Genomic DNA, 24,689 nt, shown 5'->3' with positions numbered 1-24,689 from the left:
CCGGTCAATAAATGTGCTTTATATTACGCAAATAGAAAAACCGTATTCTCAAATAGAAAGAATACGGTTTTTCTATTTATTTATTAGCTTGCAAAATTCAATCTCAAATTCATTTTTTCAAGTGGACTTCATATGTATAGACCTATTTTAATAGTATGTATACTTGTATCCCCCTCAAAAATATCTATATAAACATTTAAAATTCCGTTAACACTGGGAATTTAAATCCTTTAAAATCTAGCTCTTTATTACTTCGAACCATTAAACACTTACTTGACTGTAATTCTGTAAATTGTACATCCTCAATCCCTAATTGATCTGGTGAGAAGTAAAATTCGATTTCTGTAAATCTTTCAGCGATTTCCTCGCATATTTCATCTAAAACTGGAAGTACTGGTGCAAACACTCCATATAATTTCAACATTTCATTATCTACTTCATACACAATAAGAGCATCTAGCTTCTCTGAATAATACAATTTCTCATTCCATTCCGAGTCATACATATTCAAATAAAACGAAGGGTGGAAGTTTAATGTTGCAAAATTATTTGAAAGTCTTTGGCTACTATCAATAGTTTCATGTATTAACTTTCTATCCTCTTCCATATAATAATCTAACTTTCTAAGTAAAGAATCATTATTATTCTTTTTATCATATGAAATAGTCATCAAATACTCCTGCACAACTTTAAACCCAAATGATGCATATAGTTCAGGTATTTCCGTAAACAATAAAGTACATTCACATTTCTTATCGATTTCTTCTATCATTTTACTCATTAATTGTGTCATGAGTCCTTGTCTACGAAAATTAGAGTGTGTCATTACCGATTGAATTCCCGCTGCATTTATTCTTTCACCATTTACTAGCAATGGTAGCGAAAATGCCGCAACATTTGCAATTGCTTTATCTTCTTGTAAAAATGATAAAGCTTTGTATGTATCATCCCAATAACCTCTCTCTGAAAAATCATTCAATGTTTGAATTGTAATCCCAAACACTTCTTCAAATAAAGGAAATAACTGCTCTCTTTTCGGTTCTTCTAAAAGAAGTTTTTCAAAATTTTCAACATTCCCCATGTTGTCCCTCCATACGTTAATTCCATCAAATTAGATGTAGTTGTAGAACCTACTCTTAAAGTAATAGGTCTTACCAATCAATATACTATCATAAAATATAAAAAAAAAGTCTAATTTATTTTATGTTTTGACTATTTGAAAATAAGTCGAATAAAATAATATTAGGATTTTTGAATATTAATAAGTTTGTTATATAAAAATAGTGCTTTCTAAGTCGTTTTTACTAATAGAAATGCACCATTTATAAAAAATATTTTTTTATTATTTTTTTCCTTCTAGTCTCTCCTGCGTGTTAATTTCTTCTCCCCTCATTCGCCTTTCAAATGTATTTCTCCAACTCGTAGAAAGCGCCTGTACTTCTAAAATCCTTTTTAGCCCTACTACATTTTGTTTTTCTTTATGCATGATACGATTAGCAAATGCTACCGTAACACCTTTTGGATCAGACTTCAGTAATTTTAACGTATCAGTAGGTGATACCCATCCTTCTTTTAATACGCGAAAATAAAATCCTGTATATCCTGTTTCTTGAAAATATAGTGGTAACTTTGGAATATTGTATTTCTTAGCTAATTTAAAACAAGGTTGTCTTGGTTGCGTCACTTGGACAATCGCTTCTCCAATTTGAAATGTATCACCAATACAAACATCCTCTTCACACAGACCACTAATTGTTATATTTTCTCCGAATGCTCCATATACAAGGTCTTCATTCAACTCTTTTTCCCAGTATCTATAATGTTCTCCAGAATACACACAAACTGCTTTATCTACTCCGCCATGATGAACTAAGTCCGCTTGCCCATCTCCATTAAATTTTAAAAAGGATAAAAACACTGGTTCCCTTACTTGATTCTTATTTATACCTGTATGAATTACCTTTCCGCCGTATGTAACCTCTTTTGGTAACCCTATGTTTAAAGATAGTACCTCATATACTTTATTCATCTTAATCGCTCCTCTTACTTACCCCACAATTTTTCAATAGATTAATTTATACTTTCAAACTCTCTGTCTATTTTTCATTTAAAATGACAAAAGATCAGCAAATGTAATAACCACTCAAATATCCTTGCTCCGATACTTATCTATCCTTACTTCAAAAACTTTTCAATCCCTCTCTAATAAAGTGATTATAAGCTCAACAAAATCATTGTTCAATCCAATTATTTATATAATAATGATAGGTATAACCTATCATTAAACTTGAGGTGATTCCAATCGAATTACGACAACTTGAATATTTTTTAGCTGTTTCAAAAGAATTGCATTTCACAAAAGCAGCTGAGAAATTAAATATTTCACAACCTTCTCTAAGTCAGCAAATACGTGCATTAGAACATGAAGTAGGAATGCCGCTTTTCGATCGCATTGGTAAAAGAATATCTTTAACTAATGCAGGAAGGATTTTATTATTACATAGTAAAACCATTTTTCATGAAGTCGAACAAGCTCGTTCTGCTATTCAAGATTTAAACGGGTTACAACAAGGTTCCTTAACAATAGGATCATTGTTAACCGTCGTAAATTATTTACTACCACCCGCTATTTTAAATTTTAATCAATTATATCCTAATATAGAACTCTCTGTATTAGGGCTTCGTACAGGAGATATTCGCGAAAAATTATTACAAAACGAACTTGATATTGGCATTACATTTCTCCCGGTGCAAGATAAGGAGATTATTTCTATCCCTCTATACAAAAGTGAACTTACATTAGTCGTACCAACCGGTCATCGATTAGCTGAACGTAATCATGTATCTATTGCTGAATTACAGAACTACCCTTTAATTCTATTACCTAAAAATTTCTTTTTAACCGAACTAATTACATCTCATTGTCAAAAATTCAATTTTAAACCAAAACCAATTTTAGTAATTAGTACGATGGAATCTTTAATCCAAATGGTTTCTAAAGGAATGGGAATTACAGTGTTACCAAAACCGTATATAGACTTTTTACAAAATAAAAACATTCAAGCTATTAAAATAGAAAATCCTACTCCAACAATAGAAATTGGACTTATATATAGAAAAGATAAATATATGTGTGCTGCAACTCGAGAGTTTATTGAGCAACTAAATAGAACAGTACGTTCTTTACAAAGCTAAACGAACAAAAGAGATTATCCTATAAAATCGCTTCACAACGACCTAGTAGAATAATCTCTTTTCAAAATAAAACATCATATTAAGATTCATATAGATTTCAATGTACCTTTTTAGATATTGGAATATATTTCGTGAAATATGCTCCAATTAGCAATAATACGATTGAAAACAACCAAGTAAACATACCGCCAAAGCTAAACCAATATGCAAAGAAATTTAAAATCGCAATTGCAAAGAAACAAATTGAAGGTAACGCACTCTTCAATCCTTTTACCCCTGCTTTTTTCTTTTTTCATAAGTAATATACATTGAAACGACAACAAATAAGATAAGAACAATCGGTAACATTACTTTTAGCAATGGCAATCCCTCTCGTATATACACTATTACCATTTTATCTCATTTATTCTTCTTGAATCAATTAATAGCGTTCTTCTTTCCAAAAGTCAGTATACGTTTTATTATTAAATTTCACATTCAACTTAGAAAAGGATAGGCTCTCTCCAACTTTCAATGAGTACCAGTCGTTGAATAGTGGAGATCCGAAGCAAATATTCATTGTACGGTTATGCAAATCAAATAAGACAGAATGCAAAGTTCCAAACCATTCTTCATAATTATGTACTGTCAGCCCAGTAGGATACTCTTTTTCTACTAATCCTTTTAAAGACTTCATGCTCACTAGTTCATTTTGATTTAAATATTCATACAATGTGTGATATCTGTTTGTAGATTGTTCTAATCTTCTATTATTCAATTTTTGAATAGGTAAACTAATCGCATGGTTTGTTGATACGATAAAATCATGGCTTTCCTCATCAATTGTGGTTATTGATTTAAAACCGTCAAATATTTCAATACGCGCTGCGTCTAAAGGATCTGCTACAATTAGATTAATATTACTTGCAATTGGCATTTCATCAACTAGTGATATCGCCTCCTGCACATTTTTACATTTCTCCAATAATACTCGAATTACCGCAAAACATTGTAAACCATTTAACACCGGCTTTCGTAAGCCTTCAATACTCCCTACTGGTTGACCACATGCTGAAAATGTAACAGCTAACCCATGCTCATTAACACCTTCAGTTCGACCAAAATAAAAAGTAGAAAATCCACTATGGGCATACGCGCCTTCAACATGTGTAGAGCAAAAACGCATATCATCTATTTTTGGTGACAAATCATAATTTCTTAATACATATGTGTGCTTTGAATCTGTCTTTTTAGGTAATACGACACAATGACTACATCCTGCTTTTAATAGTGTTTGATAATAATACATCATATTTCTAGCAGGAATTTTCAACACTTCACAAAAACCTTCAATTTCATCATTAATTCCAGGACAATATTGATGTAATATATTTCTAGATTCTGTCCAATAATTATCTGATACTAAATGTTCTTGTTGTATAAATTGTGGAATGAGATACGGATGACTTTTCACAAACTCTCCTTGTTGCCTTCCAATATCATAATGACTTCCTTTTAATGATGAAAAATACCCCTTTACTTCATACATCATATTTCCCCCTCTCATTGATTATATCCATATCATACTAAAAGGATTTTATTCATTCTTGATGTTTTTTACTGTCTTTCAAATCAAATTTGGCTGGAATAAAGAAAACAATTCTAAAATAAAAATTAGGAAACTGTAATCATTAACAGTCTCCTAGTTTACCTATACTATATTATCCCTTCCTCCACCAACGTTTCTGCAATTTGAACCGAGTTCCAAGCGGCCCCTTTTAATAAATTATCGGAAACAATCCAAAGATGGAATCCTTTTGGTGTATCAGGGTCTTTTCTAATTCTCCCGACAAATGTATCTATTTTCCCTTCTGCATATACTGGCATTGGGTACAGCTGTTCACTAGGATTATCTTGCAGTATAACACCTGGTGCATCCAGCAACACTTCTCTTATTTCTGCAACAGTCGCTTCTTTTTCAAGTTCAATATAAACCGATTCTGAATGCCCTGAAACAACTGGAACACGCACACAAGTAGCTGCCATTTTTAAATTGAGATCTTCTAAAATTTTCTTCGTTTCTTGAATCATTTTTACTTCTTCAAATGTAAAATCATTATCTGTAAATATATCTACTTGAGGCAGTACATTAAACGCAATTGGATAATGCTTTTTATCTTTTTTCACAGGTAATATCGTACCCTTAACCTCTTCACCTGCAAGCATTGACTTAGTCTGTTCTTTTAATTCCTGAATCGCATGAATTCCTGAACCTGATACAGCTTGGTATGTGGAAACAATAATTCGTTCCAATCCGAATGCTTTTCGAATTGGCTGAAGTGCCGTCACCATCTGTAATGCTGAACAATTCGGAACTGCAATGATCCCTTTATGCTTCTTTAAAGTGTGCGCATTTACTTCTGGAACAACGAGCGGTACATCATGTACCATTCGGTATTCACTCGTGTTGTCAATTACGATAGCACCACTAGAGACTGCGTGATTGACAAATTGTCTAGAAACTTCTCCTCCAGCGCTAAAAAAGGCAATATCTACACCTTCAAAGCTAGTTGTTTTTGCCTCTTTTATTATTATCTCCCGTCCTTTAAATCGCACTACTTTACCAGCGGATCGTTTTGACGAAAGCAATGTAACTTCAACTATATTAAATTGAGTTTCTTTCTCTAACAGTTCAATAATTTTCTGTCCGACTGCACCTGTAGCCCCAACTACAGCTACATGATAGCCCTTTTTGATCATCTTTTCTCCTCCAATATCACTTAAATGAATATTTCTACAATTTCATTTTATAAAGAATTTAACCATTTGGAAAATTGAAATACGTGATATAATCATTCACAAATCATGATAATAAAAGAGGGATTGCTTATGGAAATGAGACACGTTAAAACATTTTGTGCGATTGTTAAATATGGTGGTTTTTCTAAAGCTGCTCATGCGTTAGGTTATGCGCAATCTACTGTAACAGCGCATATGAAAGCATTAGAAAACGATTTACATCTCCCTCTTTTCGATCGATTAGGGAAAAAAGTACTTCTTACAAAAGCAGGTCATCAATTTCATCCTTATGCTCTAGAATTACTAGCTATTTATGAAAAAGCGCAAGAAATCCCTCAAAATAGTGATGATTTAGAGGGAACATTAACGATTACATCTAACGAATCATTAGCAGTGTACCGATTACCACAATTATTACGTATGTACAAACAGGAGAATCCGAAAGTAAATATCGTACTGGAAACAACTACAAACGAACAAGCAATGAATAAGCTACGTGAAGGAGAATCAGATGTTATTTTCATAATTGGAGAAAGTATGGAACATAATGATTTTATTACGCGTACTTTTTGTAATGAAGCATTTGGATGGATTTTACCTCCACATTACTCTACACACTCTAATCCATTTTGTTTACTAAATGATACTCAATTTATCTTTACAGAACAAAGCTGCGGCTATAGACCAATGGTAGATCGATTTTTACGTCAAAGCGGAAATATTCCAGCTAAAACATTTGAAACTTCCAACGTTGAAGTCATTAAACAATCTGTAATGTGTGAGTTAGGAATTTCAATTCTTCCTTACATCGTTGTACAAGAAAATTGTCAAAAAGAACAACTCTGTTTTCAGCCTATCGAAACTCCAGCAGTTATTCAAAGCTATGTAATCTATCATAAATCTAGATGGATTTCACCCGTTTTACAATCATTTCTTTCCTTACTAGAACAAGACTAAAAGCTGCACACAAAAAAGAGTAACTGCCTAATAAGCACTTACTCTCTTCCAATATTATCTTATTTATTAGTCTGTCCCCCACCTGCAATTAATTTACTGCCTGAATATGTACCTTTTTGCATAAACAATTGATTAATTAACTCTTTTTGTTCCGCTTCTGACATTACACCTTTTCCTTCGCCTAAATTCCCGCTTTGTAATTTCCAAATCTTGTTGTGATCCGCGTCCATCTTTTCATATTTCCCTTGTTTCCATCTCTCTAAAATATCTGTATATGTATTTCCTTGTACTAGATCATTACTCTTTACAATATCAAGTAAACTTTCAATTCGTTCTTGTGTGATAAAAATATAGCCCCACTTTTGATCAGCTTTCGTTTTTTGATGTGCCATTTCATGTAATGCTGTCTGTATGTTCTCATCTGTCCATTTAAAATTTTTATTAAAACCGCTATTTGGTAATGAATGATTGCCATTTTCTAAAAGCTTTGCATCTTCAGCTTTTACTTTACTATCCGCTAGTACTTCTGCTGCCGGAGCAGCTGGTGATGCCTTTTTCGCAGCTGGTTTACTATTATTTAGATAATACAGCATACCATATGTTAAACCTACGCCGATTACCGCCATACCAGCTAAAATACCTATTATTTTAAAAAATGTTTTCATATTGCTTGTTTCCTCCCACATATCCCATTCATATTTTCTATTTCTTGAACCACATGTATATTTCCTTATATTGTATTTCTTTTCTTTATAAATTGAAAGATTATTCCGTCAAAAATCTCGATCTTTTTCAAATGCAGATCCATCTCTAAGCATTTCGTTTTAATTTTATAAAAATATATGCTAGCCTACATATAAAGGAGATGAATAAATATGAGTTTATTGTATATCGGTTTAACTTTTTTAAACTTTGATGATACGTATTTATTACAAAATAACCTTCATTCTTATTCACATGAAGATATTGATTTTAGTCATTTAGAGCACGCAAACCTGTATTGCGAGACTCCTTCTTTAAAGCGTATAAAACGGGAGTTATATCGTAGAAAGCAAAGAGGAATCACCTTTATCGGTTCTGGAAATTATCATTATGTATCTGATTTGCTACTAAAAGAAATAGATGAACCATTTAGCCTTATTTTATTTGATCATCACACTGATATGAACTTAAAAGAAGAAAATGAACATACTCTTATTTCTTGCGGGTCATAGGTATCATTCGCTCTTCAAAATAATTCGAAATTAAAGAAAGTAATTATTATTGGACCTTCTTCTTTAACCATTCATTCTAATGATTATTCATGCGTAGAAGTGTTCCCGATAGATACAGCTAATGAAATATCTGCACATACAATACTTTCGCATATTCATACAAAGACTGTATATGTAAGCATTGATAAAGATGTTTTAGATGCAAAAGTAACTATTACAAATTGGGATCAAGGACATATGAAACTTTCTACACTATTAAAATGTTTACATTCTCTTATTAGGAATAAAAATGTCTATGGTATCGACATTTGTGGTGAACTACCGGTTTATCCTTCTGAGCTCTTTCTAGCTAAATATGCAAATGCTATTAAGAAAAATGAAAAAGCAAACTTACAAATTATAAAATCAATATATAATACATAAAAAACAACGAGTACCTTATTAGGCACTCGTTGTTTTTATGCACGATATTCTTTTAACCACTTCGTAATCGCATCTAACCTCGAAACATCAAAACGTGTCTCTTCACACACATTTAAACTGTTTACACTTTTCACAATTTCTAATTCATTCGATTTTACACTTTTCGCATCAATCATTTTGCAGTACCCGTCTGTAACAGCATTTAAATTTTCATAATAACGTTGAAACGATTTTGATATATGTAAATGCTTTTCAAAGTTTCTTCTTCTTTTTGTCTCGTCAGATTCTTTCCTTTTTCTAAGTTCTTCATCATTCGTATATAAATAAAAATATTGATTGGGAAAACCAATTTCCCTATGTATTAGCTTTTCTTTATAAAAGTTTTCTATTAAAGATAACGGCTGATTAAATATATCAAAATGGAAACACCAATTATAACTAAGTGGTTGATAAATGTCGCCATCAAGTATTACTAATTCATATTGCTCTGATTTCTGCACTGCTATTTTCCAGCGCTCTACTTGTTTTTCAAAATACCATGTTCTATGTTCGTTTTTTGGTCTTTCAAATAAAACATTCACTTCAGGTATAATGTACGCACCATAATTTTTTTCTAATTCACGACACGTGCTACTCTTACCAACCGCACTCGCTCCCTCAAACGCTATAATCCCCATAGTTTCTCCCACTTTCATTAACTTAAATCTCTTTGCTTCGCATTTTTCCCCCATAACTGTCTCCATAAAACAATGGAAGCGATAGAAAGCATGATTGTTGTAATGATACTCCCCTCAATACCGAACGAGCCCCCATGAAGGACTTCCGATCCTTTTGTTACAGGTTTAAAAAGTGGTGTAGAATACATTGCCATTCCACTTACTGCAAATCCGAATACGTTATATTGTGCCCAATTCCAAATGGAATGCCATGCGCATATCCCCCAAAGACTACTATCTTTCAAAACGTAAAAAGCTGCAAATACACCAACTAATATTATATTCGATATTGAAAGAATTGTAATACCTGGATTTAGTAAATGAAGAAAACCAAATAAAAAAGAAGTCACAACAATCCCAATCCATATACGACTTCTAACAGATAGGACCGGAAATAACCAACCTCGAACAACAATTTCTTCTGTTGCACCTTGTATTAAAAAAGCAACTAAAGATCCCACAATTCCAATTATAGCGGTTGGCGTAATTTGTTGCATTTGTAGTTGTACAATTCCTGTTAATAAAAGTATCATTACTGGTATTGAAATGAAAACAAACCCTAATAATGCACCTCTCAAATATTTTCTTATCCACTGATTTCTCCAAAACCCAATGGATGAAATTGATCTTTTCTCTACAAATCTAACCCATAAAAAAACAAAAAATACAGCTCCGCCAAACGTCAATATCATCTCAATGTCACTATAAATCGCCTTCATTAAAAGTGTTTCTGCTTTCGGTAAAAACAACATAAATAACATGAACAATTCACCTAAAGTTAAAAATACAATTGCAAGTATAACAGCGAATACTGGATGAATTTTTCTTCTTCCTTCTTTGGCTGCTTCAATTATTTTAAATTGAATAAATTGCAATATTCTCGCCTCCTTAACAAATATATTAATACTATATATTGTTTCTCTAATGCAAACTTTCAATAAAAATGTTCTCCGTTTAGCATAAACCAAAATTAGGAATAATATATAAATAAAAGAGATGTCTTTGTGTCTTTTCCCATTATCTCCATCCTATTGCACACTGGTATTACCAGCACTTGCTATTTCCCACCATTTGTTGTAAGATAGTAATTAAGGTCAATTTAACACCATATTTCCTTTGCATATTATCAAGTATCAATCAGGATTATTTTATACTCCTTATGGGTGTTTGATAATATGTGAACTTTTATTTTTCATTCAAATAAGGCCGATCATATTGTAATCTTTTTAAATTTTAGGAGGCACTACCATGACATTAACAGGTAAAGTAAAATGGTTTAACAGCGAAAAAGGTTTCGGTTTCATCGAAGTTGCAGACGGTAACGACGTATTCGTTCACTTCTCAGCTATCACTGGCGACGGCTTCAAATCTCTTGACGAAGGTCAAGAAGTTAGCTTCGAAGTTGAAGACGGTAACCGTGGACCTCAAGCTAAAAACGTTGTAAAGCTATAATTCAAACAATAAAAAGGTTGTTACCAGCTCGGTTAACAACCTTTTTAATATATAACTAAAATTTTTTACATAAAAGGAGTGGTTATATGTATCGCAATCGAAAGAATGATGTAGCAGAAGTACCACCAGAACAAACCCCTGTCTGGGAATGTGAATCAGAGGATTGTTTAGGATGGATGAGAAAGAACTTTTCATTTGAAGAAGAGCCTAAATGCCCTTTATGTAAAAGTAGCATGAAAAGCGGAGAACGTTTATTACCTAAAATAGGTTAATTTTTACTTACCCCCTCTTTTATAAGAGGGGTTTTTTATTATAAATTTATATCCTCTATATCCGTTCGAATTATAGAATACAATAGTGCATCATGTTGCTTATTTCCTTGATGAATATATCCACGTAATAACCCTTCCTTATGAAAGCCTATTTTAGATAACATTCTACAAGAAGTAACATTTTCAGGGTATGTAATAGCTCCAATTCTAAATAAGCCTAAATCTCGAAATCCATAATGAATAATTTCTTGAGCCGCTTCTGAGGCATAACCATTTCCCCAATAACGAGGATGTAAGTCATATCCAATTTCAGATCGTTTACTCCATAGTTGTAAATTATTTAATCCAATTGTACCGACTAACGTATTTGTTTTTTTTAATACAATCCCCCATCGTATTGCCTTTTTCTCAAAGTAATTTTTTGAAAAAGATTCAATCATACGCGACGCTTGTCCAAACTCCGTAAAGGAATTCATACCGTAATAACATGTTACTTCATCCAATGAAAAAATTTCATATATTTTTTGACAATAAGATTGTTCTATTTCAACTAAACGTAAACGTTCAGTTTCTAATATAGGAAACGCCATAGAATCATTCCTTTCTTTCTACACATTCATTATAGCAGAAAAAATATTTCAAATTAGGAAAGTCCTTAATGTCCCATTAATCAAATATTTCTAGAGAAGCTTATTCTCTTAATTCAATACGAACTAAAAGTAACCCTTCTTGCTTTTACATGATTAGAAAAAATAAAGAGATGATCATAGTATTTTGACCATCTCTTTATACTCTATTTATATGCAACTAATGCCCAATGACATGGAGCTGTTTGTCTCCAGTTTATACTTGAAAAACCAGTTTCTCTAAGTAGTGTATCTAACTCATTAACAAAAGGATACAATCACATCCCCTCCCCTCCTATTATCCTGTTCTTACCTTTATTTATAAAAATTAATTGTTTTCTTTTCATCTCCATCACTCCACTCGTAATAACATATCTTATAATTTCGTTTCCACACTCACTTTTCCCTTCTAAAATAACACCCTCCTCCATACATTTATGGTAAAATATAGTTAAAATATATTTTGTTATGGAGGTGTATATTTTCTATGTATATATTCATCAGTTTATCCCTCTTACTCATATTACTCATATTTTTATTTGCAAAAAAGTTCGCTCCAAACTCATTCATGATGACTAGTTTTAAAGGCAATAGCTTTAAAACATTTTCAATTGGCATGTTAATCGCCGCCACTCTTTCACTTTCCTATGGTATCTACCACGCAGCAACATATCAACCTAAACATTTAGATATCACGTTACAAAATCAAAACTTTACTGTTTTCGGTAATGTTGGGGAGCTTGGGTATTTCTCAGAAGAATTACTAAAAAAAGATACAGAAATTGAACTATATTTTGCCTCATGGGAACCAATGCAATTAAATAATCCAGAAATAATAGTTAACTATCCTTCAGGTAAGCAAGAATCATGGAAACCGAACATAACATCACTTCCAGCCAATAAATTAAAAGAGAAACATGGCATAAAAGAGCTTTATCAACTCTCATCCTATTCATTTAAAGAATCCGGGAACATAACATTAACGATTACTGAGAATAATACAACTAATAAAAAAATCTCAATTCAAGTGAAATAAATAAAACGTCCCTCCAATATACTGGAGGGACGTTTTATTTATATATGTATTCTATTTTGACAGTTCCTTTAATGTTGCAATTATTTCATTTGCAGTGTTTTTTCCATTTCCAATACACGCACCAATTCCGACACCGTAATATGAGGCTCCAGCTAAGTATACATTAGGATAAAGATCCGTCATTTTTTCTTGTAATATTTGAACAGCTTGATTATGTTCTAAATGATATTTCGGCATTAAATCTTTCCAATTTGTAACTTCAACTACTTCTGGTTTCCCTTTAATTCCTAGGCTCTTTTCAATATCATATAAAGCGACTTGTACCAATTCTTCTTCACTATAATTTTTAATCGTTTCATATACTGGATTTGTACTCTTATAAAACATTCTTACTAATAGCTTTTGTTTTCCCGATGTATGCTTCCACTTCCGGCTTGTCCATGTACACGCATCACAATGTAAATCACTGTTTTCCGTTACGATAAATCCTGTGCCGTCCGCCGGTAATTGTTCATCAAGTATATCAAATCCTAAGTAAATACTTATAAGAGATGAGTTTTTAAATGTATGAAACTGCTCGTTTAACTCATTAGACTGTAATAAAGTTTGTGCGATATCGTGAGGAGCTGCTAATACAACATAATCAGCTTGGATTGATTCATGATTTGCAAAGGAGATTTCATAGCGATCACCTTGTTTCCTTACAGCAGTCGTTACAGCGCCTTTCTTAACGACTGTCTCAGTCAGCATTTCTTCTAAACGATAAATAATCGTAGATAGTCCACCTTTAAATGATACGAACTTTTTGTTTCCTGCTGATTGAAACTGTTTTTTATTCTCTTCAAAACCTTTAATAATACTTCCATATTTATTTTTATAATCCAGTAAATACGGTAATGTCGATGCCATAGTAAGCTCATTTAATTTACCGGAATATACACCTGAAAGCACCGGAGCAATTTGTTTTTCCACTAACTCTTTCCCTAAAAAGCTTTCTAAAAATACAGCAAGCGAAGTATCTTTTGTAAACTCTTTATTTTTCGTTATGAAATCTTTTAAAGCAACAATTTTCCCTTTCGTTGAAACTAGCGTACTGCTAAACAACGACTCCACACTCATCGGTATCCCAAATATAGTGTCAGATGGAATTGGGTGTAAAGTATTATCAGAATATATGTAAGAAATACCCGTTTCATTATATACCATTTCTTCTTCTAAATTTAAATCTTTTACAAGCGGTAAAACATGTTCATTACGAGCAACGATAGAATCTGCTCCTGATTCCATAATAAAATCCTTTTCTTCTACACTATGGATTTTTCCACCTAAGTACTCTTCTTTTTCTACAAGGATTAAATTTAAATCGATATTATTATCCTTTTTTAATTTTTCTAAATAAAACATAGTAGAAAGTCCCGTTATACCTCCACCGATAACAACAACTGTTTTCATATGTGCTGCGCTCCTAACCGATACAATTAATAATTCCTTTATTATTATACCCAAAAGTCCTTATATTCGACTAGCAGCTTGTGCATTCTGTAAGAAATTAGACAATATATTCGAATATATTTCTGGTTGATCGTTGTGCACTAAATGACCAGCAAACGGAATAATAGCAATATGAATATTTTCATTTAATTGTTTGAACATTGTAGCAGCTGTAACTTCATCTTCCGAATCTCCCCCTGCAATACAAAGTGTAGGTACTTGAAGATTAGCTACATCACCAGTTTCATCGAATGGGTACCAATCTTTAACTTGCCACGATTCAAGCAATGCTTTCCAATCACTTTTTTCATGAATTTGATTCATATAAGTTACAACTTCTTCATTTTCCATCAATTGCTGATGGCAATTCGCTTCATACTCCTGAGACTCCTCCCAATTTTCTCCCTTAAGCGGAAAGATACCAGAAAAAGTTAATGTTCTCACTTTATCTGGATATTTTTTTGTGAATAATAAAGCGACTAATCCTCCTAGGGAAACACCAGCTATATGACATCTATCAATTTGTAAATGCACTAACGTATCATGTAAATCCTTTACAGAACGTAGGAAATAATTCTCCAATGTCCCGCCTGATCTTCCATGTCCTCTTAAATCCGGACGAATGACTTGATAATTTTTTTCTCGAAAAAATGCTACCTGCTCATCAAATTCTTCTAAACCTGTCATACCACCAGAATGTAAAAGCACAATTGGTTCCCCTTCGCCTGAAATGTTAGTATGTAAAATCATATATGCCCCTCCTTTGAAACGGAATATTCCATTAATTATCAGTATGTAGAATATTCATCTGAATTTCCAAATAAAAAGAACTATAACATTTTCACATCATGTCATAGTTCTTTCTATTTCAAAAACATAAAGTAATTAATCAATTTGTCTATTTCTTGGCTTAATGCCAGTACTTTTTCATGTTGAATTCCATAATCCGATACTAAATATAACAGCTCTTCTTTTTTAATTTCTATTACTTTCTCTAATTTCACTAATTCCATGTCGTTTTATTTCTCTCCAATAATAAAATGTATGTATTTTAGTATAGCCTACTTACATAATTAGTAAAAGTAAAATAAGTATGTAAAATCTTACAAATATCAAAATAATATATTTTCAACAAAGAATTTTTTAATTTAGCCCTTTATACAGATCATTAGACTCCATTACGCATTAATAATAAATCGGAATTTCTCTAATGTTATATCTTTATATTTTGGAGCTCTCTTAATATGATCAAAATAACTATATGAGAATTTAAAGATATGTCCGAAATCCCAATCAAATGTACTATAGTCTTTTAGCCAAAATTCTTTTTCTGTTGGTAATACATGAGCTCGTTTAGATTCGACTAAAGGTAAAAAATCTATCGGTGAGTGTAAAGTTATTTTACTATTTGACGTTAATTTTTGACTAGCACGTAACACGTATACTAGTTTCAACAGCGGACGTATACCTCGTTGGAATATATCTCTATGACCTAAGTCATACATAATATTAATTGCATGAGAAAAAGTAAGTAAATGACCAATTAAATCATGATGTGATTCCGCTCTATAAATAATATTAAATTGCGAGAGCTCGTTTAAAATAAACGTAGATAATTGTTTCGGATTTCTTAATTCACTTTCTATCTCATCTTTTATACTTAATTGTTTTACTTCCTTTGTTGTAAAACCAATCCATGATCTACCAGGAATTGTTTTTCGAAACGATATTATAAGGTTAGTAATCCCTTCAATCTCTTGATTATCGCCCCATTTTTGTAACTCTTTCATAGCTAATAAACTTAATGCAGCATAAATGACATTATGCCCCACCCAATGAAGTTCATCAATTGTATGTTCCAATGATTTTATAATCATTTTTTCAGCACTTTGAAAATCAATTTCCTCTTTATCATCAATGACTTCACCTAAGTTTTGCTTGTTCAGCATCCTTTTTGTTTGGTAATACATATTATGAGTTATCTCTTCATCCATATTGTTGTCTTTCATAAAGAAATAACTAGCAATTGCAGCTGCTCCAAAATGCGCATGCCAAATATTATTTGTCTGTCTTTTACATTGAGAAATAATTGAAAGGCCACTTTTTAAAACGATTTTATTTTCCATCTATTTTTCCCCCGTAATAAAAATCATTTAATACTCATCCTAAAGATGGCGTCAATACAAATAAAATATGATTGGATTCATCACTTTTATTTAAAAACCGATGCTTCACGTTTGGCGGTATACGTACAACGTCGCCTTCTTCTAAAAAATATTCTTTTCCTTCTAACTCCACATACACTTCCCCTTTCATAACAACAGCAATTTCTTCCTTATCTTCATGTGAATAGTGACTTTCCGTTGTGTTTGCTTGTTTATTTAAATCCATTATTAACATTTCAATACGTGCTTTCATAAAATCCGGTGTTAATACATCATATACAATGTGATCATTGTTCTCCCGATATACTTTTTTTCGATCTTTTTTCTTAGAAATGAGTGAATCTGTATCAATTTCATTAATAAAAAGTGTAAATAGTGGTACATTTAATGCTTTCGCAATTAATTCCAATACACTTAAAGAGGGATTCGCATATCCTCGTTCAATTTGACTAATTAGTGAAGTACTAATCCCTGCATAATCAGCAAATTCCCGAATTGTCATATTATTTTTCTTACGATAACTTAATACAGTTTGTCCGAGTCTATCATGTATCATAATAAAAACTTCCTTTCGTCCATCATATTGCATGTTTCATTGCCTTTGTGCTGACATAGTAAACAAAAGTAAATAATCCTTTCCTATCATCTCTGGGACTTATATACTTACCTTTGTACATTATATCTTATTTAGTTCATTATAATAAACAGTCTATCGGAGGGACAAACTGTGAAATCACCTATTCTTTCATATTGCATCTTATTTTTCGGCGTATTCGCCCTATCAACTTCAGCAATTTTCGTAAAATTGGCAGATGCTCCTGCGGCTATCATTGCTTTTTACCGATTATTCTTTGCTACACTGATTCTATTACCGTTATTACTATTTAATAAAAATAATCGAAACGAGCTAAAAACAGTAACAAGAGGACAATGGGGATTCGGATTCATATCCGGGCTATTTTTAGCTGCACATTATGTACTATGGTTTGAATCATTACAATACACTTCTGTAGCGAGTTCTACAGTTATCGTAACATTACAACCTTTATTTTCAATGATTGGTGGTTACTTTCTATTTAAAGAGAGATTTACGAAAGGAGCGGTTATTGGTTACCTCATCGCTATTTCAGGAAGTAGCGTCATCGGATGGCAAGACTTCCAAATCAGCGGAGAAGCATTATACGGAGATATTTTAGCATTTATTGCGGCCGGAATTATTACCGCTTATTTTTTCATTAGCCAACATGTTCGTAAAGATTTATCACTTATACCGTATTCGGTAATTAGTTATGGAAGTAGCGCCTGTTTTCTCGGTATATTTGCCTACATGCAGCAAGAATCTTTCATCCATTACTCTATACAAACTTGGTTGTGCTTTATTGGCTTAGCTTTCATTGCTACGATTTTAGGTCAAACGATATTCAATTGGTTACTAAAATGGATGAGCGCTACTGTTATTTCTATGAGTATTTTAGGAGAAACGATTGGAACTTGTATACTAGCGTATTTTATATTAAATGAGACTATTTCTTTACAACAAGGACTAGGCATTACAGTTATTTTTATTGGCTTAGCATTATTTTTAGTGCAGCCAAAACTGCCTAACAACAACTAACAAATAAAAAGCATGACAGTATACTGTCATGCTTTTCACTATCCATTATGTATGATTAAACCATCAGGTCTAAAACGACTCATCATAATTTCATTAATGAACTTTCCGTGAGCCTTCAAATTCCCTACTTTTATTCCCTCTTCTACAAATCCAAATTTTTCATATAGCGATTTCGCCTTAGGATTCGTTGCTAAAACACCAAGCTCTACTCGCTCTAACATTAACCAATTATCAGCCAAATCAAGCATTTTTGTAAGAAGTGCTTTCCCAATGCCTTTATTATGATATTCACTATCTACCCCCATAAACAAATCACCCGAATGAGATCTACGTCCTGGGCTTTGGGTTAACCCAACAAATCCAACAACTTCTCCATCATACTCTGCAACAAATTCAAATTGATTTGGCGCTAAATTACGAATTCTATTTTCCATCGCATCTACACGCATACTAGGTAAGAAAACCATATAAGGTAAAACATCATCTTGTATGCATATACGATGAATTGCTCTAGCATCTTGTATTTCTACCGCTCTTAGTTTAATCTCCATATTTTCTCCCCTCCATATTCATAACAATACATATCATTCTAGACCCCTGGGTGAAACCCCTTCCCTTCTATATTTCTTTATGTTATTTTTACACAATTATTTCGGTATAATATCCAAATTACGACCAGCTTATCTACAATTCATGCGGGTTAACTTTTCACTTTATTATATAACTCAAGCAGATTTTCAATTGGAATACCATTTATTTTCATACCAGTTATATCACAATTTTCTATTTCCATATTTTTGAGATTACTATTACTTATCGTACTACCTTCCAAATCACATCTATTAAATGAAATAGGATGTTTATCTTCTCCAAGGCTTGTATCTTTAAAATGAACTCCACCTAAAGTCACAAAAGAAAATTTACTACCGGAAAGATTTAAATCTGCATATAAAGAACTTTTTAAATTTATATTTCTAAACTTTGATTGACTTACATTACAATTACTCATATTCATATGCATTATATTACTACCAACAAAGGAACTATTTTTTAAATTCACTTGATAATACTCTGTATTTGCTAGATTACAGTTTTCATATTGGCTATTTTTCATATCATTATTTTTAATCAGGTTCTCTTTAGCTGACTCTACAGTTATTCTTTTTACATAACAATACTCATCTTCAGATCTGAAAATTATTTCATAGCCCATTTTTTCATAAAAATGATGATTATTAATTTGTCTACTAGATGTTTCGAGATCCCAAATCCTTATGCTTAGATATTCCTCTTCTATTAATTTAATAACATGTGATCCAATTCCTTTTCCTTGATAAACAGGCTCTACAAAAATACGATCAATTCGGCCATATGACTTACCTGAGATCGTAACTATAATTCCTCCGATTATTTTTCCATCCATTATCACTTTGTAACAATCCAATTCTTCAATCGAATATTTCATCATTTCAACTGAAGAATAACCTGGTGGTTGAATGTTATAGTCAATTACATCACCTTGACCGCATAGCCATCGTTTTGCTTCTTCATCAAATGTTCTTGTCATTATTTCTGTTAACTTTTCAGCATCTAAAATTGTAGCTTTTTCTATACATATTATCGTCATTTTTGTTTTCCCCTTCATTGTTACAAAATAATAAGTTTTATGAACTTTATAGTTATAAAATAAAGAAAATTAAAATTAATCATCTCATTTACTATTAAACTACAAATCAACCTATATTTTCCATTGTAACTCAATATTAATGAATAAAGAAGAGAGCATGCAATATAAACATGTTCTCTTCTTTTATTTATTTTTAATTGTATATTATTAAAAATTAGATATTACTTTAGCCACTCGTTGCAACTATTACTTAACTCCTGTAAATCCTCTAGGAATTGACTCGCATGATACCCATCACAAACCGAATGATGGACTTGCAATGAAACTGGTAGTATAACCCTATTTTCTTCATTAAAATATTTCCCACAAGTTATAATTGGTAATAGAAAATCACCATCATTATTAATATTAAGATTAAATCCAGTAAAACTAGCCCAAGGTATACTAGAAATAGGAAAAGTATTTGGCGGAATATTCTCTTTCGTGAAGAGACCATGAACATTAGCATAGCATCTCATATCTTCTTCATAATTTTTATAGAAAATGTGGAAATCACTAGAATAATCCGTCCATATACTTGAAAAAGACTTATCATCTTTATGGAAGATTGTATAACTTGGTATCATTTCCTCCCAATAGCCTAAAACTCCTTCATCGTTAAAACATGTTCGAAATTCTTTATGATTATTTACTACTCTAGAAATTAAATATATAAAAACGGGATAAAATTTTATTCCTTTTTGATGTAATTCCTTTAACAACATCGTTATATCAATATTTACAGTTATACTAAACGTACATTTCAATTTTAAATAATGTTCAAAATACTGCTCTCTATTCCAATTTTCTATGTCAATTATATGAAACTTCATTGTAATAGCCTCCTAAAATTTTTTTATTTTAGAAGGCTAACTTTCTTGTTTTCACCATACCTGTTCACTCCTTATATTTTAAATTTATCCTCAAGTTTTTTATTTAATTATATAACATCTGCAAAAATCCATTCACATATTTATTGGAATCCAACCACATACTATTAATAAATCAACTGACGTTTGGAGGATTCAAACATGAATGACAAAAATGTAAATAAAAAAGATAATGCTATCGCAAACAATACACCTATTCAAAATAATAATACTGTAAACCTTAATGTAGAAGAACAAGCAATGAATGGCTTATATGGAATGCCAGAAACTGCTATTGAAGATGCTGATCATGCTGTAACTGATGATTTGACTTCAAAAAATTAATAAACTACTACATAGAAGAAAGCCAAGGAAAATATCCTTGGCTTTCTTAACTATGCATCCACCTTTTGTACTTCTTCACTCTTTCTTGAAAGCTTTCCTGGCCAAAAAGCAAAGCGACCTAGAACAACTGTAATTGCTGGTACAAGTAATGGTCTAACAATAAATGTATCTAATAATACACCAATTGCAGTTACAATACCAAATTGAACAAGAACTTGAATTGGAAGTGTACCTAATACCGCAAAAGTTCCTGCTAAAATTAAACCCGCGGATGTAATGACACTACCTGTTTGTATAACGCCATTTTTTACTGCATCCAAATGATTTTGTGTCTTTCTGTTTTTCCATATTTCTGAAACCATAAAGATATTATAATCTTCACCTAAAGCAACTAGAAATACGAATGCATACAACGGTATCGCACCTTGAATGGCCGGCGCTCCCATACCATAATGAAGTAATAGCCACCCTGCTCCTAGTGCCGAGAAGAACGATAATACAACAGTTACAATTAAATAAATCATCGCAACAATTGATCGTAAGTAAACAAGTAATAATAAAGCTATAATACTAATCATTACTGGAATGATAACTGCTTCATCACGTTCCGTAATTTGCTTTGTATCATATAATGACGCTGTTTCTCCGCCAATCAATAGTTGATTTTCTGCATTACTAACCCCAGCATCTTTTAATACTTTTTCTACACTGTTTTTTAATTTAGGGATTTGATCTAACGCTTCAATTGAGTATGGATTTTCAGCTAAAGAAACCTCATACATTTGTATTTGCTTATTTTCTGTGCCCACTTTTGGATCTTTCACAGTTTGTACGAAAGAAAACTTCTCTAGTTCTTCTTTAATAGGAAGCTCTTTTCCTTTCGTATCAACAACAACTTTTACTGGCGCTAATTCACCAGCTGAGAAATGATCACTAATTAACGTAAACCCTTCGCGGGAAGGCATATCTTTTGGAAACGATTCTAATAAGTCATATGTGTATTGAATACGTGGTACAAATGAAGCCAATCCACCTAATACAAATACAGTGAGCATAATTATTGTCCACGGTCTTCGTACTACAACATCTCCAAGCTTTTTACTAAAGGCACCTTTTGATTTTTTAACTTTTACGACTTTCTTTTTCTTTCTTGCAAACTCCTCATTCATAGAAGTTGTTCTCGGTATAAATGGGAAGAATGCAGCTCTACCGAAAATTAATAATAATGCTGGTAAAATTGTTAAAGCAGCAATTCCCATTATGAATACAGCAACACTAAATGGTACTGCAAATCGATGAAAGGCACCATAATGAGCAAGTAATAATGTTCCTAATCCAAGTACAACAGTAAGCGCACTCATTATAATTGCTCCACCAGAAGCTTTAATTGCAAGTTGCAGCGCCTTATATTTACTTTCTTCTTCTAGCAAGTACTCTCGATATCTTGAAATTAAAAATAAACAATAGTCCGTTCCAGCACCAAACAATAATACTGTCATGATTGATATTGCCTGAGCATCTACTTTAATCCATCCGTGATTAGCTAAAAAACCAAGTGTAGGACTAATAATACCGTATGCAAAGCCGACAACAAGTAAGGGTAAAATTGCTAAAATCGGTGAACGGTACAGTAAAATTAATAAAACTAATACGAGTAATACAGTAGCAATTAATAATTTCACATCTGCTTGACTAAATAAGCTAACTGCATCCGTTTGAATACCTACAGGTCCAGATAATCGAACGTGTAAACCAGCGTCACTTAGTTTTCGTTTGAATGGATCTTCATCGATCTTACTATTCACTATGTTTTTTAAATCATCAAGATTTCCTTTTAATATATCTGTTCCAGCTGCCTTGTTAAAGAATACTGGTGTAACAAATGATGTACCATCTTTTGATGCACTTTTTGATAATACTTGTTCTGGTAATGTATCAAATGGCGGTAACGTTGATTGCTCCTTTAAAGGACTAGCTTTTAACTCTTTATAAACGTCTTGTATGAGTTTATAATCCTGTGACTGTAATCCACCATCCTTATACCATACTACTAATAAAGGATTCCCTGCATTATTCGGAAACTCTTTTTTCATAAGTGCTTCCGCTTGCTGCGACATAGCTGTTTCAGGTAAATTTTTTGGATTCGGTTCTTTCGTACTGTTTACTTGTGGCAATGTAAATGAAAGTAATAATGTAATAAGAATCCAAATCGATAAAGTTATCCACTGTGTATGCTTCCCTGCTACAAGCCTCCCTAACATATGTAACGGGTGCTTTTTCATAAAAACCCACCTTCCTTTTTTCCTCTAACATTAATTATATATACTGGTCGGTTAATTAATCAAGAATGAATAAAACTTTGTGTTATAATTATCTCAACAATACATGTCAGGAGCGAATGGATTTGGAACAAAAACAACGTCCTCTCGGAAGGCCTCGTCAAAATAAAAATACAAAATCTACAAAAGAAACCATTTTGGAAGTTGCAACTCGACTATTTCTTACTCAAAATTATCAAGTCGTTTCCATGGATGAAGTTGCAAAAGTTTGTGGTGTTACGAAAGCAACCGTCTACTATTACTATTCAACAAAAGCAGATTTATTTACCGCTACTATGATTCAAATGATGGTACGTATACGCGAAAATATGTCTCAAATCCTTTCTACAAATAAGACTTTAAAAGAAAGATTATTGGACTTCGCTAAAGTCTACTTACACGCAACGATGGATATTGATATGAAGAATTTTATGAAAGATGCAAAACTATCATTATCTGAAGAACAATTGAAACAATTAAAAAATGCTGAAGACAACATGTATGAAGTATTAGAAAAAGCACTTGATGATGCAATGCAAATTGGAGAAATCCCAAGAGGAAACGCTACATTTGCGGCTCATGCATTCGTATCTTTATTATCAATTGGGAATTTTAAAGATGAAAATCACAATCCTATTCTTACAAATATAGATGAATTAGCCCAAGAAATCGTTTCTTTTTATTGGAACGGGTTAGGCCGTTAATCTTAAATAGATTTCATTTAATAAAAGAGCATGTTTGAATTTTTTTCAAACATGCTCTTTTATTATTTATTTACTATTAATTAGATTATACTTCAGCACAGTTTAACAAAAAATTCCTCTTCAACTTTTACAAATTTTGAATTTGAATCTTTATATTCTCCTTACTTAATCCCCCATGATAACAAACTACCGATTCAATATCTAGATTTGAATACCTCTTCAAAGACTGCTGTGCTTCCTTAACATTTAAAGTTGTTGGGGCGTGAATTCCTTCTAACTTTCCATTCACACTATACATCGAGTCTCCTGCAATAAGGGTTTTACTTTGTTTCAAATATAAACTAATATGACCTGGAGTGTGTCCTGGGGTATGTAGAATTAGTATCCCACCGCAATACGGAATTTCTTGCCCATTTATCACAGTATCACTCACTTTTCCTTTTGGTGGATTCTTTACTTGTCCATCCTTCAGTAAAGGAAACTCCCCTTCAATATAAGGTTTATCTAGCTCGTGCGCATAAACCTTAATATCACTTACACCATTCTCCAATAAATCAGGAAGGCTACCTATATGATCTATATCCTGATGTGTCAAAATCACAACTTTTAGCTTATCAAAAGATACCCCAACTTTCTCCATCTCTATTTGTATATCTTCAAATTGTCCAGGGAAACCAGTATCTATTAACACTGCCATTTCATCATCCCATAAAAGAATTGGGTGAATAATAAATTCTTGAAACTCAAGTTGTAACATTTCTACCCCTTTAGCAATCTCCATATAGTCCGTCTCCTTTATGATGAAGTTTGAAAATATGCACAACTACACCGAAAATATAAAGCCACA

At 32.2% G+C, this 24,689-nt stretch carries 26 protein-coding genes and 2 pseudogenes; 9 read left to right on the top strand and 19 right to left on the bottom strand.

What is annotated here, in order from left to right; genetic code table 11:
• Window positions 1–196 precede the first annotated feature (196 nt).
• Together NHG49_RS12520 and NHG49_RS12515 are read right to left on the bottom strand one after the other, a co-directional pair.
• The gene (locus NHG49_RS12520) at window positions 197–1,081 is read right to left on the bottom strand and encodes a GNAT family N-acetyltransferase (RefSeq protein ID WP_064474125.1); all 885 of its coding nucleotides are present in this window, start codon (window positions 1,079–1,081) and stop codon (window positions 197–199) included.
• 261 nt (window positions 1,082–1,342) lie between these two features.
• Window positions 1,343–2,029, bottom strand: coding sequence for an MOSC domain-containing protein (locus NHG49_RS12515; protein WP_088046635.1), 687 nt, complete (start codon window positions 2,027–2,029; stop codon window positions 1,343–1,345).
• A 263-nt stretch (window positions 2,030–2,292) separates the two neighbouring features.
• Here NHG49_RS12515 and NHG49_RS12510 point away from each other — a divergent pair, with 263 nt between their 5' ends.
• Entirely contained in the window at window positions 2,293–3,195 is a 903-nt protein-coding gene (locus NHG49_RS12510) for a LysR family transcriptional regulator (RefSeq protein WP_098112022.1), read from the top strand.
• 97 nt (window positions 3,196–3,292) lie between these two features.
• On the opposite strand, the pseudogene NHG49_RS12505 reads toward NHG49_RS12510, so the two are convergent.
• The 3 genes and pseudogenes from NHG49_RS12505 to NHG49_RS12495 form a co-directional block, all read right to left on the bottom strand.
• Window positions 3,293–3,555 (bottom strand): annotated as a pseudogene (locus NHG49_RS12505) (hypothetical protein).
• Between the two features lie 61 nt (window positions 3,556–3,616).
• Entirely contained in the window at window positions 3,617–4,723 is a 1,107-nt protein-coding gene (locus tag NHG49_RS12500) for a C45 family autoproteolytic acyltransferase/hydrolase (RefSeq protein WP_098112021.1), read from the bottom strand.
• Window positions 4,724–4,890: 167 nt separating this feature from the next.
• Window positions 4,891–5,934, bottom strand: coding sequence for an aspartate-semialdehyde dehydrogenase (locus NHG49_RS12495; protein ID WP_103655330.1), 1,044 nt, complete (start codon window positions 5,932–5,934; stop codon window positions 4,891–4,893).
• 105 nt (window positions 5,935–6,039) lie between these two features.
• Here NHG49_RS12495 and NHG49_RS12490 point away from each other — a divergent pair, with 105 nt between their 5' ends.
• Window positions 6,040–6,930: a LysR family transcriptional regulator gene (locus tag NHG49_RS12490; RefSeq protein ID WP_098102520.1), complete on the top strand. Its 891-nt coding sequence runs from the start codon at window positions 6,040–6,042 to the stop codon at window positions 6,928–6,930.
• A gap of 59 nt (window positions 6,931–6,989) precedes the next feature.
• On the opposite strand, the gene NHG49_RS12485 is transcribed toward NHG49_RS12490, so the two are convergent.
• Complete coding sequence (locus tag NHG49_RS12485) at window positions 6,990–7,595, bottom strand: PRK06770 family protein (protein WP_149173313.1); 606 nt, start codon at window positions 7,593–7,595, stop codon at window positions 6,990–6,992.
• Between the two features lie 210 nt (window positions 7,596–7,805).
• Here NHG49_RS12485 and NHG49_RS12480 point away from each other — a divergent pair.
• Window positions 7,806–8,567 (top strand): annotated as a pseudogene (locus NHG49_RS12480) (arginase family protein).
• Window positions 8,568–8,602: 35 nt separating this feature from the next.
• Here the strand turns inward: NHG49_RS12480 and NHG49_RS12475 are convergent.
• Both NHG49_RS12475 and NHG49_RS12470 read right to left on the bottom strand, forming a co-directional pair.
• On the bottom strand, window positions 8,603–9,244 hold the full coding sequence (locus tag NHG49_RS12475) for an AAA family ATPase (protein WP_098112037.1): 642 nt from the start codon (window positions 9,242–9,244) through the stop codon (window positions 8,603–8,605).
• Between the two features lie 17 nt (window positions 9,245–9,261).
• Complete coding sequence (locus tag NHG49_RS12470; protein ID WP_064474118.1) at window positions 9,262–10,158, bottom strand: CPBP family intramembrane glutamic endopeptidase; 897 nt, start codon at window positions 10,156–10,158, stop codon at window positions 9,262–9,264.
• 373 nt (window positions 10,159–10,531) lie between these two features.
• Between NHG49_RS12470 and cspD the strand changes: the two genes are divergently transcribed.
• On the top strand, window positions 10,532–10,735 hold the full coding sequence (gene cspD, locus NHG49_RS12465; protein WP_000176365.1) for a cold-shock protein CspD: 204 nt from the start codon (window positions 10,532–10,534) through the stop codon (window positions 10,733–10,735).
• Between the two features lie 86 nt (window positions 10,736–10,821).
• Complete coding sequence (locus NHG49_RS12460; protein ID WP_000286202.1) at window positions 10,822–11,007, top strand: cold-shock protein; 186 nt, start codon at window positions 10,822–10,824, stop codon at window positions 11,005–11,007.
• A gap of 38 nt (window positions 11,008–11,045) precedes the next feature.
• On the opposite strand, the gene NHG49_RS12455 is transcribed toward NHG49_RS12460, so the two are convergent.
• Window positions 11,046–11,597 (bottom strand): GNAT family N-acetyltransferase, encoded by a 552-nt coding sequence (locus NHG49_RS12455; protein WP_064474117.1) that lies wholly within the window; start codon window positions 11,595–11,597, stop codon window positions 11,046–11,048.
• A 523-nt stretch (window positions 11,598–12,120) separates the two neighbouring features.
• On the opposite strand from NHG49_RS12455, the gene NHG49_RS12450 reads away from it, so the two are divergent.
• A complete protein-coding gene (locus NHG49_RS12450; protein ID WP_064474116.1) occupies window positions 12,121–12,669 on the top strand; it encodes a hypothetical protein in 549 nt (182 codons plus the stop codon).
• A gap of 51 nt (window positions 12,670–12,720) precedes the next feature.
• Here NHG49_RS12450 and NHG49_RS12445 read toward each other — a convergent pair whose 3' ends face one another.
• The 5 genes from NHG49_RS12445 to NHG49_RS12425 all read right to left on the bottom strand — a co-directional run bounded on the left by NHG49_RS12445 (window position 12,721) and on the right by NHG49_RS12425 (window position 16,914).
• Window positions 12,721–14,121, bottom strand: coding sequence for a protoporphyrinogen oxidase (locus NHG49_RS12445; RefSeq protein WP_064474115.1), 1,401 nt, complete (start codon window positions 14,119–14,121; stop codon window positions 12,721–12,723).
• A gap of 60 nt (window positions 14,122–14,181) precedes the next feature.
• Window positions 14,182–14,910 (bottom strand): alpha/beta fold hydrolase, encoded by a 729-nt coding sequence (locus NHG49_RS12440; RefSeq protein ID WP_098111943.1) that lies wholly within the window; start codon window positions 14,908–14,910, stop codon window positions 14,182–14,184.
• Between the two features lie 113 nt (window positions 14,911–15,023).
• The gene (locus NHG49_RS12435) at window positions 15,024–15,173 is read right to left on the bottom strand and encodes an aspartyl-phosphate phosphatase Spo0E family protein (protein ID WP_000424361.1); all 150 of its coding nucleotides are present in this window, start codon (window positions 15,171–15,173) and stop codon (window positions 15,024–15,026) included.
• Between the two features lie 165 nt (window positions 15,174–15,338).
• Window positions 15,339–16,286 (bottom strand): hypothetical protein, encoded by a 948-nt coding sequence (locus NHG49_RS12430; RefSeq protein WP_064474113.1) that lies wholly within the window; start codon window positions 16,284–16,286, stop codon window positions 15,339–15,341.
• A 34-nt stretch (window positions 16,287–16,320) separates the two neighbouring features.
• A complete protein-coding gene (locus NHG49_RS12425) occupies window positions 16,321–16,914 on the bottom strand; it encodes a helix-turn-helix domain-containing protein (RefSeq protein WP_306461236.1) in 594 nt (197 codons plus the stop codon).
• Window positions 16,915–17,052: 138 nt separating this feature from the next.
• Between NHG49_RS12425 and NHG49_RS12420 the strand changes: the two genes are divergently transcribed.
• Window positions 17,053–17,940, top strand: a complete 888-nt coding sequence (locus NHG49_RS12420; protein ID WP_149173312.1) for a DMT family transporter — start codon at window positions 17,053–17,055, stop codon at window positions 17,938–17,940.
• Window positions 17,941–17,978: 38 nt separating this feature from the next.
• On the opposite strand, the gene NHG49_RS12415 is transcribed toward NHG49_RS12420, so the two are convergent.
• The 3 genes from NHG49_RS12415 to catA all read right to left on the bottom strand — a co-directional run bounded on the left by NHG49_RS12415 (window position 17,979) and on the right by catA (window position 20,439).
• Window positions 17,979–18,491, bottom strand: a complete 513-nt coding sequence (locus NHG49_RS12415) for a GNAT family N-acetyltransferase (RefSeq protein WP_048529052.1) — start codon at window positions 18,489–18,491, stop codon at window positions 17,979–17,981.
• 149 nt (window positions 18,492–18,640) lie between these two features.
• Window positions 18,641–19,567, bottom strand: coding sequence for a GNAT family N-acetyltransferase (locus tag NHG49_RS12410; protein WP_064474111.1), 927 nt, complete (start codon window positions 19,565–19,567; stop codon window positions 18,641–18,643).
• A 221-nt stretch (window positions 19,568–19,788) separates the two neighbouring features.
• Window positions 19,789–20,439 (bottom strand): type A chloramphenicol O-acetyltransferase, encoded by a 651-nt coding sequence (catA, locus tag NHG49_RS12405; protein ID WP_064474110.1) that lies wholly within the window; start codon window positions 20,437–20,439, stop codon window positions 19,789–19,791.
• A gap of 198 nt (window positions 20,440–20,637) precedes the next feature.
• On the opposite strand from catA, the gene NHG49_RS12400 reads away from it, so the two are divergent.
• A complete protein-coding gene (locus NHG49_RS12400) occupies window positions 20,638–20,820 on the top strand; it encodes a DUF4021 domain-containing protein (protein WP_000998381.1) in 183 nt (60 codons plus the stop codon).
• 50 nt (window positions 20,821–20,870) lie between these two features.
• On the opposite strand, the gene NHG49_RS12395 is transcribed toward NHG49_RS12400, so the two are convergent.
• Window positions 20,871–23,102: an MMPL family transporter gene (locus NHG49_RS12395; protein WP_064474109.1), complete on the bottom strand. Its 2,232-nt coding sequence runs from the start codon at window positions 23,100–23,102 to the stop codon at window positions 20,871–20,873.
• A 116-nt stretch (window positions 23,103–23,218) separates the two neighbouring features.
• Between NHG49_RS12395 and NHG49_RS12390 the strand changes: the two genes are divergently transcribed.
• Window positions 23,219–23,842, top strand: a complete 624-nt coding sequence (locus tag NHG49_RS12390; protein WP_081257100.1) for a TetR/AcrR family transcriptional regulator — start codon at window positions 23,219–23,221, stop codon at window positions 23,840–23,842.
• Window positions 23,843–23,969: 127 nt separating this feature from the next.
• On the opposite strand, the gene NHG49_RS12385 is transcribed toward NHG49_RS12390, so the two are convergent.
• A complete protein-coding gene (locus NHG49_RS12385; protein ID WP_064474107.1) occupies window positions 23,970–24,623 on the bottom strand; it encodes an MBL fold metallo-hydrolase in 654 nt (217 codons plus the stop codon).
• Window positions 24,624–24,689: the final 66 nt, after the last annotated feature.

This window comes from Bacillus sp. IBL03825 (assembly GCF_024712505.1).
In the GTDB taxonomy this organism is placed as follows: Bacteria; Bacillota; Bacilli; order Bacillales; family Bacillaceae_G; genus Bacillus_A; species Bacillus_A wiedmannii.
This window is presented reverse-complemented; position numbering and strand designations above follow the sequence as displayed.

Bases quoted from the DNA above. Each gene is read 5' to 3' on its own strand.
- NHG49_RS12520 (WP_064474125.1), bottom strand. From the start codon at position 1,081: ATGGGGAATGTTGAAAATTTTGAAAAACTTCTTTTAGAAGAACCGAAA.
- NHG49_RS12515 (WP_088046635.1), bottom strand. From the start codon at position 2,029: ATGAATAAAGTATATGAGGTACTATCTTTAAACATAGGGTTACCAAAA.
- NHG49_RS12500 (WP_098112021.1), bottom strand. From the start codon at position 4,723: ATGTATGAAGTAAAGGGGTATTTTTCATCATTAAAAGGAAGTCATTAT.
- NHG49_RS12495 (WP_103655330.1), bottom strand. From the start codon at position 5,934: ATGATCAAAAAGGGCTATCATGTAGCTGTAGTTGGGGCTACAGGTGCA.
- NHG49_RS12490 (WP_098102520.1), top strand. From the start codon at position 6,040: ATGATAATAAAAGAGGGATTGCTTATGGAAATGAGACACGTTAAAACA.
- NHG49_RS12485 (WP_149173313.1), bottom strand. From the start codon at position 7,595: ATGAAAACATTTTTTAAAATAATAGGTATTTTAGCTGGTATGGCGGTA.
- NHG49_RS12475 (WP_098112037.1), bottom strand. From the start codon at position 9,244: ATGGGGATTATAGCGTTTGAGGGAGCGAGTGCGGTTGGTAAGAGTAGC.
- cspD (WP_000176365.1), top strand. From the start codon at position 10,532: ATGACATTAACAGGTAAAGTAAAATGGTTTAACAGCGAAAAAGGTTTC.
- NHG49_RS12460 (WP_000286202.1), top strand. From the start codon at position 10,822: ATGTATCGCAATCGAAAGAATGATGTAGCAGAAGTACCACCAGAACAA.
- NHG49_RS12455 (WP_064474117.1), bottom strand. From the start codon at position 11,597: ATGGCGTTTCCTATATTAGAAACTGAACGTTTACGTTTAGTTGAAATA.
- NHG49_RS12450 (WP_064474116.1), top strand. From the start codon at position 12,121: ATGTATATATTCATCAGTTTATCCCTCTTACTCATATTACTCATATTT.
- NHG49_RS12445 (WP_064474115.1), bottom strand. From the start codon at position 14,121: ATGAAAACAGTTGTTGTTATCGGTGGAGGTATAACGGGACTTTCTACT.
- NHG49_RS12440 (WP_098111943.1), bottom strand. From the start codon at position 14,910: ATGATTTTACATACTAACATTTCAGGCGAAGGGGAACCAATTGTGCTT.
- NHG49_RS12435 (WP_000424361.1), bottom strand. From the start codon at position 15,173: ATGGAATTAGTGAAATTAGAGAAAGTAATAGAAATTAAAAAAGAAGAG.
- NHG49_RS12430 (WP_064474113.1), bottom strand. From the start codon at position 16,286: ATGGAAAATAAAATCGTTTTAAAAAGTGGCCTTTCAATTATTTCTCAA.
- NHG49_RS12425 (WP_306461236.1), bottom strand. From the start codon at position 16,914: ATGCAATATGATGGACGAAAGGAAGTTTTTATTATGATACATGATAGA.
- NHG49_RS12415 (WP_048529052.1), bottom strand. From the start codon at position 18,491: ATGGAGATTAAACTAAGAGCGGTAGAAATACAAGATGCTAGAGCAATT.
- NHG49_RS12410 (WP_064474111.1), bottom strand. From the start codon at position 19,567: ATGACGATAATATGTATAGAAAAAGCTACAATTTTAGATGCTGAAAAG.
- catA (WP_064474110.1), bottom strand. From the start codon at position 20,439: ATGAAGTTTCATATAATTGACATAGAAAATTGGAATAGAGAGCAGTAT.
- NHG49_RS12400 (WP_000998381.1), top strand. From the start codon at position 20,638: ATGAATGACAAAAATGTAAATAAAAAAGATAATGCTATCGCAAACAAT.
- NHG49_RS12395 (WP_064474109.1), bottom strand. From the start codon at position 23,102: ATGAAAAAGCACCCGTTACATATGTTAGGGAGGCTTGTAGCAGGGAAG.
- NHG49_RS12390 (WP_081257100.1), top strand. From the start codon at position 23,219: ATGGATTTGGAACAAAAACAACGTCCTCTCGGAAGGCCTCGTCAAAAT.
- NHG49_RS12385 (WP_064474107.1), bottom strand. From the start codon at position 24,623: ATGGAGATTGCTAAAGGGGTAGAAATGTTACAACTTGAGTTTCAAGAA.